Raw genomic sequence first — 11,177 nt, forward strand, 5'->3', positions numbered from 1 at the left:
TGTCTTTTGCTTTTTAGGGGCCTCTTCATGCCGTTAACAGACGAGCTATTAACGGCATGAAGAGGGATTGGCGAATGTGTGTTTGCCCTCTGAAATTTTACTCATACTTCGATAAACTCTGCACCTTTAATGGCCAAAATGATGCCCATGTTGGTTTCATTGAAGTAAGCCACAAACTGGCCTGCTGCAAAAGCCAAAACAATGTAAGCCCCCATGGTGGCCATGGTGTCAGACATCTGATCGGCAACATCTTTGTCAGTTTTTATACTTTTGGTGATAATGCCATAAACCAGACCAGGAATCAGGAAAATAATTAAGATGATGGGCACAAGTGAAGTGAAAAAGGGTGAATTAATAATTTCCCCTTCTGGTCCTCTCATGGGTCCCCATTCCGGAACAATCAGCAAGGCCAGCAAGGCACAAGTCAAAACAAAGGCAATGCCTGCTCCGATCAAGCCTTTTTTCTCGGCCGGCTTGAGCTTCTCCACTTCCTCTTGCTGAATGCCACCCTGGTAAGTTCCCAGGCGAGGCTCAACGATTTTGTCTGTGACATAGGTTCCGACCAGTGTAAGCACAAATACGGACACAACCATAAAGTAGTAGTTCATCGCATAGTTCATGGTCTCGGCGTAAACTGGATCATAGGTTGCTGCTGCCTGCTGTGTAAGTGAACCCAAGAGCGGATCCAATGAGGTGAGGAGCAAATTGGCACTATATCCGGCTGATACCCCGGCAAAAGCGGCAGCCAAACCGGCCAACGGATGGCGTCCCAGGGCAGCAAATAGCACCGCTCCGAGGGGCGTGAGCACAACATATCCGGCGTCAGCGGCCATGCTAGACATAATCCCGGCAAAGACGAGAGTGGCTGTGAGCAGCTGTTTAGGGACAGATGTAGCCAATCCGCGCAAGAGCGTGCTGATAAGACCTGAACGTTCCGCAATCCCGATCCCGAGCATCGTAACCAGAACTGTACCTAACGGAGCAAAACCAGTAAAGTTGTCTACCGCACTGGTAAACATGTACTGAATGCCTTCGGCGCTCAGCAGATTTTTAACAGTCAAGATTTCCCCTTCATTGAGGGGATCTTCCACCATGATATCCATGGCCGAAAAAATAGCTGAAAAAATGACAACCATAATAGCAAAGATGAAAAATAAGGTAATGGGGTGAGGCAGTTTATTTCCCACTCTCTCAATGGTGTCCAGCGAGCGTGAGACGATTCCTGTCCGCTGTTGTGTCATTGATCTTCCTCTCCTTCTTAATCTGAGTAATAGCGTTGCGGGACCCCATACATTGTATCATAATGTTTTGTTGTGTAAAAATGGCGGTTCAGTTTTTCCTTTTAACAATTGTCTTTAATTTGTCTGTTATCTTGTGATCAGCTACAATAGATGAAGGAGGGAGTGTGGCCATGAAAACAAAAGGAAGCTGGCAAGGCCTTTTACAATTTGAAGAAGGTCAGCCGGTTAAAATCCGGGTAGGTACGTTTAATATTAATTCTATTTTACATTTTTTAAACGGTAAAAGAATTACCCTTGTCATAGAAATGATGCCGGACAATCAGGACCATTTGGACTCAGGCCAACTGATGACATCTGGAAAACTGGTATATGACGAGAAGAAAAAGAAGTTTTTACTGGAGAATTATCCATTGGTCGAAGTACTTGAAAGTTTTAAAGATCAAAAAGTGAAATTTCATATTGAACTGGATCAATCTGTTCTATCAGCCCGTATGACTTGAGCAAGATTAAACGAGGTGACCACATTGCACATCGGGCAACGGATTGTAAAGTTGAGAGAGAAACGGAACATGTCCCGCAAAATGCTGGCAGACGGTGTGGCTTCATACAGCCATATGGGAAATATCGAGTTAGGCAAATTTGCACCTTCAGAGCAAGTACTGGCGAAGCTGGCTAGGAAGTTGGATGTACCTGAACATTATTTGCTTCAGTATCACCAGCAGGACGAGAAGCTAGAACAGAAACTGAACACATTATGGAAGGGTATCCATGACAACCTTGATCTCGCCCAGCACACTTTACATGAGATTGAAAGTCTCTACTCCTATATTCCATCCCTTGAGCAGGAATTGCATTACTATTTGTTGAAGACATTGCTATACTTAAAAGGGCATCAAATAAAAGAGGCAGACCATCTTTTACATACCGAAATCCAGCCCATGGTAGATGAAGACAGAACAGCGATGTTACCCCGTTACCTTTTGGAACGATACTATTACGTCAGAGCATTAAGTTCTTATCACCAAAATGATTATTTATCAGCCTACCGCTTTTATCTCCTTCAACTTCCTTTAGTTGAGAACGTGCTGCACTTGACTAACGCCTATTATAATATCGCTTTAACGCTGATGGCCCTGGATGACTATAAAAATGCCATCCGGTATGCCCGCCAAGCCTTGGCCATGTTTGAAGAGCTGGATCACCAATACAGAATATGCGCCTGCTATATTTTGCTGGGTGTCCTGTATATGGACATCAAATCGTACAACGATTCGGAAAGTTATCTCTACAAAGCATTGGAACTGGCCTCTGACTTGCAATTTTCCGAGTTGCTTGACGATATTTACCATAACCTAGGTTTGTTGTGCAAAGAAACTGGTGACAAAGGGAAGGCATTAGAGTGGTTCGGAAGAGCCCAAGAGTTAAGCAAACGGAATAAGGCCAGAGATATCACCAAGACCTGCTCGGCCATGATTATGATTTATCTTGACCTAAACGAATTGGAAATAGCCAGGAAAATGGTGGAAAAAGCGAAGCCCTATTCCCTTACAGAATTTGACTGGTACAACTTAAAGGCACTCGAAGCTGAATGTATTTTAAGGGACGGGCGGCATGGGGAATTTGAACAGATCATGCTCGAGGTTGTCCATTATTTTCACGAAAAACAAAACTACCATTGTCTCAAGCGTTTCGCTAAGAAACTGGCTGATCATTACCAGCGTGCACGAAAATATAAAAAGGCCTGTTACTTTTATGCCCTGGCCCTTGAAGCTTATGAACAGCAGGAGTGAAAGGAGGTGAACGAAGGTGAAGAAGGTTTTCTTAATATTGTTCACCCTGTTTTTGCTCTTCGTAGGTACTGCTGGAAGTGTAACATTTGACTCGCTGATTCAAACAGGCCATATTTTTGGCCCTGAAGAGATGATAATTGCTCACCCGGATGCAAGGGTTCCTGGTCCGTTTAACATCGATGCCTAAGGGAAATTAAGACAAAAAAGTTGAGTTTTGTGTAAGGGAAGGACAGTTTTTGAGGTAAAGTTTGATGGACGATGACCCCATCGTCCTTTTTTACTTTAAAATGATAGTGGCTTTTACTATAAAGCATTGACGGATAGAGAGTCGTATAATATACTGGTCTTGAACATTGAAAATGATTATCAATTATTTAAAATAATTCTAAATAAGGTCTGTCCGGCGATATTGAGTCATTTAACATCTGATTGAGCGTCATGGAGAGACGGGGTGATGGGTGTGGCTTTCATACAAATCAAACAGTTGACCAAACATTTTAAGGATGCTTTAAAACCCGCCGTTGACCGGTTTGAATTAGATATAGAACAGGGGGAAATTATTACGCTCTTAGGACCAAGCGGATGCGGCAAAACAACCACTTTGCGCATGATTGCCGGCTTTGAACAACCCTCTAGTGGACAAATCATCATCGGAGGGAAAGTGGTTCATGATGCACATTTTTCCCTTCCCCCCGAAAAGCGCGGGATTGGCATGGTATTTCAGGATTATGCCCTGTTTCCCCATTTGACGATTGAAAAAAATATAATGTTTGGATTAGCAAAGTGGAAAACAAAGGAAAAAAAGGAACGGACACAGGAAATCTTGGAGTTGGTTGGCCTGAGTCAATTTGCCGACCGCTATCCCCATCAGCTATCCGGCGGACAACAGCAAAGAGTGGCCCTGGCCAGAGCTTTGGCCCCCCGTCCGAACGTAGTGCTTATGGATGAGCCTTTCAGCAATTTGGATGCTGGGTTGCGGGAAAAAATGCGTTATGAAGTAACCAATATTTTACGTAAGACCAACACAACGGCGATTATTGTCACCCATGACCAAAAGGATGCCTTTGCCGTTTCTGACCGTGTCGTGGTCATGAATGAAGGCGTAATTCAACAGGTTGCTGCTCCGCGTGAAATGTACCGCTGTCCCAAAAACTGCTTTGTGGCTCAGTTTCTTGGCAAAACCAACCTTATTTCGGGCACCCTCGCCGATGATTTAAAACATGTCTATACCCACATCGGCAAAGTGTGTTTGCCTGAAAAAACTAAAGCGTGGCTTGAGACGGTCACTCTGTCTATTCGTCCTGAAGGCTGCAGGCTGGTGGATGGCGGTCGTTATTGCGGTCAAGTGGAGAACGTCATTTACAGCGGGGAATATCAGGAGCTGGAGGTTAAGGTTAAAACGGATGATGGCAGATATGAGTCAATGATTCTTTATGCACCTGTAGAGCAGGAAATCGAAGTGGGACAGATTGTTTCCTTTGACATTGCACCTGAACTGGTGGCTGTCGTTGAGCAATAAGGTGTATACTGCCAACCCTTGTTTTAACTTACCTCCGACAGAAGTCTCCCACTTCTAAGCGAAGCGAAAGTGGGAGATGAATGTCGGTTTGATGTAGCCTCATTATGATGAGTGTGGTAAAATAAAATCAAACAAACGTTCGTATTGTGGGCAGGTGATGCGGATATGGCCAACAAAGCCTACAAATTCCGTCTGTATCCAACACAAGAACAAGCACAACTGCTCGCCAAAACGTTCGGTTGTGTCCGTTTCGTCTACAACAAAATGCTTGAGGAAACGCATACAAATTTATGAAAAGTTCAAAGACGACAAAGAAGCCATGAAACAGCACAAATTTCCCACTCCGGCCAAGTACAAACGGGATTTTCCGTGGCTTAAAGAAGTCGATAGCCTTGCTCTGGCAAACGCTCAATTAAACTTGCAAAAAGCATTCACCAACTTCTTCTCTGGCCGGGCGGGATTTCCCAAGTTCAAAAGCCGCAAGGCCAAACAGTCGTACACGACAAATGTGGTCAACGGAAACATTAAGCTTGCCGATGGCTATATCAAGTTACCCAAACTGAAATGGGTCAAATTGAAGCAACATCGGGAGATTCCTGTTCACCACATGATCAAGTCCTGTACGATCACGAAAACTAAAACAGGAAAATATTTTATCTCCATCCTGACAGAATACGAGCACCAACCGATGCCAAAAGAAATAGAAAACGTTGTTGGGCTCGATTTTTCCATGAATACGCTGTATGTCGATAGCGAGGGTAAGAGAGCCAATTATCCTCGATTCTATCGGCAAGCCTTGGAAAAACTGGCCCGGGCCCAACGGGTGCTGTCACGCCGCAGGAAAGGTTCCAACCGTTGGCACAAACAGCGGCTGAAAGTAGCCCAGTTGCACGAAAAGATTGCCAACCAACGGCAGGACTTTTTGCACAAGACTTCACGACAATTGGCCAACCGGTTTGATGCCGTGATGATTGAAGACCTCAACATGAAGGGGATGTCTCAAGCCCTCCATTTCGGTCAAAGCGTTCATGACAACGGCTGGGGCCTGTTCACTACTTTCCTTCAATACAAGTTAGCAGAACAGGGAAAGAAGCTGATCAAAATCGACAAATGGTTCCCCTCATCCAAAACGTGTTCACATTGTGGACGGGTGAAGGCATCTCTGTCTCTCACAGAACGCCAGTTCCGTTGTGAATGCGGTTTTGTGGCAGACAGAGATATCAACGCCGCCATCAATATCAAAAAGGAAGGTCTGAAAAAGTTAGGGACTGCCTGACTGGATCTCGAACCGTGGGGCACACGGGGATCGCTCGGTCAACTTCCCATCATGAGATGGGATTACCCGAGAAGCCTCCACCTCTAAGCGTTAGCGTAGGTGGTGGAAGTATGTCACAACACGAAGTATCTGTTTAATAAAACGGGAAAAATTTGACCGAATGAGGGAAATATGAGATAGTGGAAGGTGTTTCTGATGGGAGGAAACACCTTTTTTCTATGCTGTGAAAGGAGTTATGCAGGGTGTCGCGTTTAACTGCCGGTTTGATTGTCTTTGTCGGGGCGGCAGGCTACGGCGTATTGGCCACGTGTGTTAAAATTGGCTATGACAAAGGATTCCATGTAGGTGAGATCACAGGGAGCCAAATGTTTTTGGGGGCTGTCATCCTGTGGATCCTTGCTTTGTTTAAAGTCCGTCCCTGGCCAAAGTTGGCTTGGAAAAATACACTGCTTCTCATGGGGGTGGGCACTTTCACTGGGTTAACCGGTGTCTTCTACTATACTTCTTTAGCATCCTTGCCGGCTTCCATCGCCATTATTTTATTATTCCAGTTTACGTGGATCGGTGTCCTTTACGAATGGCTATTTGACCGCAAAAAGCCAACCAAAGAAACCTATTTCAGTTTAGGGCTGGTCCTGATGGGAACCATACTGGCTGCCAATGTGATTGAAGGTGACTTTTCCGCGTTTAACTGGTTCGGCTTGCTGATGGGTTTATGCTCGGCTTTTACCTATGCTGGCTTTATCTATGCCAGTGGAAAAATATCCACCAATATCAGTCCCTGGTTGCGCAGCCCGCTTATGATTACCGGCTCTGCCCTAGCCATATTTCTTATTTTTCCCCCCACGTTTTTTACATCTGGAGTGTTGGGGGAAGGATTGTGGTATTTGGCGCTGATAATGGCTTTTTTTGGAGCTGTTCTGCCCACTGTTTGCTTTACGGTGGGCGTCCCCTACATTGGCAGCGGCTTGGCCACCATCATCAGTTCGGTAGAGTTGCCCGTTGCGGTTTTGATGGCCTGGATCGTCTTATCTGAATCGGTTTCGCCCTTACAGTGGGCAGGAGTGGTCATGATCTTGGCAGCAATTGCTCTGGGTGAGCTGAAAAACCTGCGAATGAATCAAAAAAAGAAAAAAAGCTTATCAAGTGTTTGACAAATTAATGGGGAAATGATAAGATGGAGTCAAATATTAAGGAAACCCACTGGCTCCTTAATATTTGTCCAATTTCATACGTTCGGTCAAGATGGATGTTGAATTTGTAAGTCGTACCTGTAAAGGAGGACTTTCAAGTTTAAGGTCCTTCTTGGGTACGACTTTTTTACATCTTTAACCCCCCATCTTCCGAACAGCACTATTTCAAGGCAGTAGCCAGAAAGTAGGAGGTTATTTTAACATGCAACAAGGTGTCGTAAAGTGGTTTAATTCTGAAAAAGGGTATGGTTTTATTGAAGTTGAAGGTGGCAATGACGTATTTGTACACTACAGTGCCATCCAAGAGGAAGGTTTCAAAAGCTTAGAAGGTGGTCAGCGTGTGCAATTTGAAATTGTACAGGGTGAACGCGGGCCCCAAGCTGCAAATGTGATCAAACTTTAAAAAGTACAAACAAAAAGTACAAACAAACGAGACATGCTTTATTCACTATAAGTCACGTTTTGTCCATAGATTCGGTACGTGAAGTTGAGTAAAGCAACAAAAGCCTTTGGTCAGAGGAAACCAAAGGCTTTTCTATGTTTGCTTATAGTCCTGATCCGCATCTTCATGATCCGGGAGTTCAGATTCGGCCCAAGGGCGTTCATTTATGGCCCCTTGAAACTCAAGACCGCACAGGGAGCAGCGCAGGAGATGAATGCACTGATGTTTAACAAGGTCGGGATAACCATTGGTTAATTTAAGGTCATCAATTTCACGGTAAGGACTATATGGCTCATAGTAGTCGGATAGTTTCCCCAGATCATCAACTACAGTGGCACACCGGGGACAGGAATAGGTCAATGTTTCTAAACCGTTGCACACCGGGCAAATCCACATGAGGAAGTCCTCCCTCCCCGCTGGTCTTGTTGAGTTTTAGTGTAGCCTGCAGGCGGGGTTCTATTCAAGAAGGCACAGAACTTGATATAATGTATATACAGGAAGTTTAGCATTGGAGTGAGCCATATGGGAAAATATACACTAGTTAAACATTTTTGGATGGCCTGTGCCCACGCCGTCAAAGGGGCAGGCAAGTGTGAAAGGATTCATGGTCATAATTTTAAAATAACCTTTTGTGTAGAAGGAGAAAAATTGGATGACAACGGGATGTTGATTGACTTCAGGGAAGTGAAACATTCCCTGGAGAAAAAATATGATCATCATTTGCTCAATGACTTTCCGGAATTTAATCCTGATCAAGGCGGAGCTAGCCCTTCCACGGAAAAAGTAGCCGAAATATTTTTCCAGCATATTAAAGCCTTATGTAAGCAAAAGAAAAATCAACCGCGCCTGAAGTGGGTTGAGGTGCAAGAAACAAACGAGGCTTATGCCCGGTACGAAGAATAAAAAAGGCTTATCTTGCCTGGCCAGGCAAGATAAGCCTTTTGCATTTGTTTTGTCCGTTACCCTAAATAGTTGTCCAGAGTGGTTTAGCCCACCACGCCCAACCATTCGAGAAACGTCATCACACTGAACCAGCCGAAAACCAGCATGGAAACAAAGGAAAAGGCAACACCAAGAAGGTTTTTATCCCTGGCAGTATGTATCAACCCGAGCAGGCATAAAATGGTAATCAGTGAAGTGATGACGATGAACAGCATGGCTTTGTGCCCTCCTTTTGTCCAAACTATGGGTTGCAACCCTTTTGCTTACTTTCCTATTTTAACACAAGCGTGACGGTTGTCGAGGGTTAGGCATATAAGTATACAAAAGGGCAAAACAGCGGGAGGAAGGTTAAATTGAGTTCCGCCGTTGTCACGTTAAAAGCTTCCCATTACCCTGAGGTATACTCCTTTTTATCTCAACAGGAACCCTGGTCCATCATTGCCTTTGATGCGCTCCTGACACACGGACTCAGCCGCCCTGGTCATCATTGGTTCGCTGAAGTGGAACACGGAGAGATCAAAGGCGTTATTTATCATCATGATCAATTAGTCCAAATCTGCTATGCCTCGTTCTCCCAACATACCGTTTTGGGAACGTTTCTTAGCAAATACCTTTCTTATTTTATCACACATGGAGAAAAAAAACAGCTTAGCTGGTTAAAAAAACAACTTACTCGCTATGAGAGCAAGTGTCTGGAGCAAAGTCTGTTCGTGGTTCAGAGTAAGCGCACACCTCACTTAATCAACCAACCCCTTATGGGGTTAAAAAATATACGCTTTCGGCCAGCTGTCCCTGCTGATTATGCCCGCCTCGCTGCCCTCTATGCAGGTTCGGAAGTGGAGCAGCAGGTGGATGGCCAGCTCGTGTGGGAGGCTGTCAGACGGGGCAGGGTGATCGTAGCTGAACAAAAACAACTGGCAGGAACGGTCATGTGCCTCAAAGAAAGTCCCCGTTATGTTTTGCTGGGAGGATTGTACGTGGCACCATGGGCCCGTTCGCAGGGCATCGCCAGCCTGTTGGGACAAAAAATGGTGCAACAGGTGCTCAAGAGAGGAAAAAAGGTTTGTTTCTACTATCGAGATTCCAGTTTAACGCCATTTTATCAACGGGCCGACTTTCAACCGATCGGTTACTGGAACAGTTACTCCTTTACTTCGAAGCAGACGATGTTTTTTAACGGTTCATCCTGATGGCGGCCGGGACCGAAGTACAGGTGCAATGGTCCGTCCTCGGTCAATGGCTTTCCGTTTAAGGCAAAGGCAAGGTAGCATTTTTTTGCTTCAGCCAGTGACAGGACAACCGGCTGGCTATTCTTGAGGTGGCAAACCACTTTGTTGGCGCCAGGCAAAGGCTCAGCATGGTCCAAGAAAGGCTCGAAGGGGATCGCATAAGAACCGCTAATCTCCCGCTCAGGGACCTGTTTTGCTTCCCCGGTGCGGATATACGTGTCAAGATCAATTTTGCGCTTATCAAAGATCCATACACCGGGGTCCAGGTTAATGGTAAATTGAGTGGCTCCTTTAATGGGAACAACGGCTGACATCATTGTTGCCTCCTTTAACATGGTTTGTTCATTCCTTTTTCATTATAAAGGCAATCGGGTTAAGAATCCATCTGCTCCTCTTTTGTGTGTATACATGCACGCCTGGGGGTCATCCTAAAAACTAGAGAAGAGGTTCACAACGTGATAAGAGAGGGACAAGCATGTTACAGTCGAAGTGGATGGAGACGATTTCTGTCTCCCGGTTGCAACATGAGTTGGAAGAGCTGCTCCATGAGCATCGGCCGGATGGGCAAGAAGGGCAAGTGGCAGAGTATATTCCGGCCTTAAAACAAGCAAACCCCTCACACTTGGCAGCCAGTATTTGTCTCTTAGCAGGTGAGCAAGTGCAGGCAGGGGATGTGGATATCCGCTTTACCATGCAGAGCATGTCCAAAGTGATTACCTTGGCCATGGCCTTGATGGATTGTGGTGAAGCATGTGTTTTTGAGAAAGTTGGCATGGAGCCGACCGGTGATCCGTTTAACTCGATCATGAAGCTGGAAATCATGAGGCCAAATAAGCCTCTCAACCCGATGATCAATGCCGGGGCCATTGCGGTAACCTCGTTATTGCACGGCTCTGGCACTGAAGAGAAAGTGGAGCGTATTTTAAGCTTTGTCCGGCGGCTGGCCCGCAATCCAGCAATTGGTTTTAATGAAGACGTTTACCGTTCGGAACAAGAAACAGCTGACCTTAACCGGGCGCTTGCTTATTTTATGAAGCAGTACGAGGTGATTGAAGGCGATGTGGAAGATGTGCTTGACGTCTATTTCAAACAGTGTGCCATTGAAGTGAACTGCTGGGATGTGGCCCGTATCGGGGCCGTTTTTGCCAACAGGGGGCGTGATCCCGAAACAGGGGAAGTCATCATGCCAGAACATGTGGCAAAAATATGCAAAACGTTTATGGTGACTTGTGGTATGTACAATGCTTCGGGAGAATTTGCCATTCGTGTGGGCATTCCTGCCAAAAGCGGTGTTTCCGGGGGAATCATGGGGGCGGTTCCCCATTGCATGGGCATTGGCATCTACAGCCCGGCACTGGATGAAAAGGGTAACAGTGTGGCAGGCGTCCGTTTGCTCCAATCTCTGTCGGCGAGGTGGGGATTGTCTATATTTTGACCCGTATGAGTAAAATTTCAGAGGGCAAACACACATTCGCCAATCCCTCTTCATGCCGTTAATAGCTCGTCTGTTAACGGCATGAAGAGGCCCCTAAAAAGCAAAAGACA

General features: G+C 45.6%; 12 protein-coding genes and 2 pseudogenes. 10 read left to right on the forward strand and 4 right to left on the reverse strand.

What is annotated here, in order from left to right; genetic code table 11:
* Positions 1-107: 107 nt before the first annotated feature.
* Positions 108-1,241, reverse strand: a pseudogene (locus tag IEW48_RS15490) (AbgT family transporter); the annotation flags it as partial.
* 170 nt (positions 1,242-1,411) lie between these two features.
* Between IEW48_RS15490 and IEW48_RS15495 the strand changes: the two are divergent.
* The 7 genes and pseudogenes from IEW48_RS15495 (at position 1,412) to IEW48_RS15525 (ending at position 7,422) form a co-directional block, all read left to right on the forward strand.
* Positions 1,412-1,741 (forward strand): hypothetical protein, encoded by a 330-nt coding sequence (locus IEW48_RS15495; protein ID WP_188624553.1) that lies wholly within the window; start codon positions 1,412-1,414, stop codon positions 1,739-1,741.
* A 15-nt stretch (positions 1,742-1,756) separates the two neighbouring features.
* Positions 1,757-3,031: a helix-turn-helix transcriptional regulator gene (locus IEW48_RS15500; RefSeq protein ID WP_229704089.1), complete on the forward strand. Its 1,275-nt coding sequence runs from the start codon at positions 1,757-1,759 to the stop codon at positions 3,029-3,031.
* Between the two features lie 16 nt (positions 3,032-3,047).
* Positions 3,048-3,218, forward strand: a complete 171-nt coding sequence (locus IEW48_RS15505) for a hypothetical protein (RefSeq protein WP_188624555.1) — start codon at positions 3,048-3,050, stop codon at positions 3,216-3,218.
* 273 nt (positions 3,219-3,491) lie between these two features.
* Entirely contained in the window at positions 3,492-4,550 is a 1,059-nt protein-coding gene (locus IEW48_RS15510; protein ID WP_042686161.1) for an ABC transporter ATP-binding protein, read from the forward strand.
* A 165-nt stretch (positions 4,551-4,715) separates the two neighbouring features.
* A pseudogene (locus IEW48_RS15515) lies at positions 4,716-5,826 on the forward strand (RNA-guided endonuclease InsQ/TnpB family protein).
* Positions 5,827-6,068: 242 nt separating this feature from the next.
* Positions 6,069-6,980 (forward strand): EamA family transporter, encoded by a 912-nt coding sequence (locus tag IEW48_RS15520; protein WP_188624556.1) that lies wholly within the window; start codon positions 6,069-6,071, stop codon positions 6,978-6,980.
* 241 nt (positions 6,981-7,221) lie between these two features.
* A complete protein-coding gene (locus tag IEW48_RS15525) occupies positions 7,222-7,422 on the forward strand; it encodes a cold-shock protein (RefSeq protein ID WP_007506211.1) in 201 nt (66 codons plus the stop codon).
* A gap of 132 nt (positions 7,423-7,554) precedes the next feature.
* Here the strand turns inward: IEW48_RS15525 and IEW48_RS15530 are convergent, their stop codons facing one another.
* Positions 7,555-7,857: a hypothetical protein gene (locus tag IEW48_RS15530; RefSeq protein ID WP_007506210.1), complete on the reverse strand. Its 303-nt coding sequence runs from the start codon at positions 7,855-7,857 to the stop codon at positions 7,555-7,557.
* Between the two features lie 126 nt (positions 7,858-7,983).
* Between IEW48_RS15530 and IEW48_RS15535 the strand changes: the two genes are divergently transcribed.
* Positions 7,984-8,364: a 6-pyruvoyl trahydropterin synthase family protein gene (locus IEW48_RS15535; protein ID WP_007506208.1), complete on the forward strand. Its 381-nt coding sequence runs from the start codon at positions 7,984-7,986 to the stop codon at positions 8,362-8,364.
* A gap of 83 nt (positions 8,365-8,447) precedes the next feature.
* Here the strand turns inward: IEW48_RS15535 and IEW48_RS15540 are convergent, their stop codons facing one another.
* Positions 8,448-8,618 (reverse strand): DUF2759 family protein, encoded by a 171-nt coding sequence (locus IEW48_RS15540; RefSeq protein ID WP_007506206.1) that lies wholly within the window; start codon positions 8,616-8,618, stop codon positions 8,448-8,450.
* 138 nt (positions 8,619-8,756) lie between these two features.
* On the opposite strand from IEW48_RS15540, the gene IEW48_RS15545 reads away from it, so the two are divergent.
* The gene (locus tag IEW48_RS15545; protein WP_188624557.1) at positions 8,757-9,593 is read left to right on the forward strand and encodes a GNAT family N-acetyltransferase; all 837 of its coding nucleotides are present in this window, start codon (positions 8,757-8,759) and stop codon (positions 9,591-9,593) included.
* Here IEW48_RS15545 and IEW48_RS15550 read toward each other — a convergent pair.
* A complete protein-coding gene (locus tag IEW48_RS15550; protein WP_188624558.1) occupies positions 9,545-9,946 on the reverse strand; it encodes a molybdopterin-binding protein in 402 nt (133 codons plus the stop codon). The genes IEW48_RS15545 and IEW48_RS15550 overlap by 49 nt on opposite strands.
* 161 nt (positions 9,947-10,107) lie before the next feature.
* On the opposite strand from IEW48_RS15550, the gene glsA reads away from it, so the two are divergent.
* A complete protein-coding gene (glsA, locus tag IEW48_RS15555) occupies positions 10,108-11,067 on the forward strand; it encodes a glutaminase A (RefSeq protein ID WP_188624559.1) in 960 nt (319 codons plus the stop codon).
* The last annotated feature ends 110 nt before the right edge of the window (positions 11,068-11,177 follow it).

This window comes from Caldalkalibacillus thermarum, assembly GCF_014644735.1.
Taxonomy (GTDB): Bacteria; Bacillota; Bacilli; order Caldalkalibacillales; family Caldalkalibacillaceae; genus Caldalkalibacillus; species Caldalkalibacillus thermarum.

Coding starts and splice junctions, on each gene's coding strand:
- IEW48_RS15540 (WP_007506206.1), bottom strand. CDS start 8,618: ATGCTGTTCATCGTCATCACTTCACTGATTACCATTTTATGCCTGCTC.
- IEW48_RS15550 (WP_188624558.1), bottom strand. CDS start 9,946: ATGTCAGCCGTTGTTCCCATTAAAGGAGCCACTCAATTTACCATTAAC.
- IEW48_RS15530 (WP_007506210.1), bottom strand. CDS start 7,857: ATGTGGATTTGCCCGGTGTGCAACGGTTTAGAAACATTGACCTATTCC.
- IEW48_RS15495 (WP_188624553.1), top strand. CDS start 1,412: ATGAAAACAAAAGGAAGCTGGCAAGGCCTTTTACAATTTGAAGAAGGT.
- IEW48_RS15525 (WP_007506211.1), top strand. CDS start 7,222: ATGCAACAAGGTGTCGTAAAGTGGTTTAATTCTGAAAAAGGGTATGGT.
- glsA (WP_188624559.1), top strand. CDS start 10,108: ATGTTACAGTCGAAGTGGATGGAGACGATTTCTGTCTCCCGGTTGCAA.
- IEW48_RS15535 (WP_007506208.1), top strand. CDS start 7,984: ATGGGAAAATATACACTAGTTAAACATTTTTGGATGGCCTGTGCCCAC.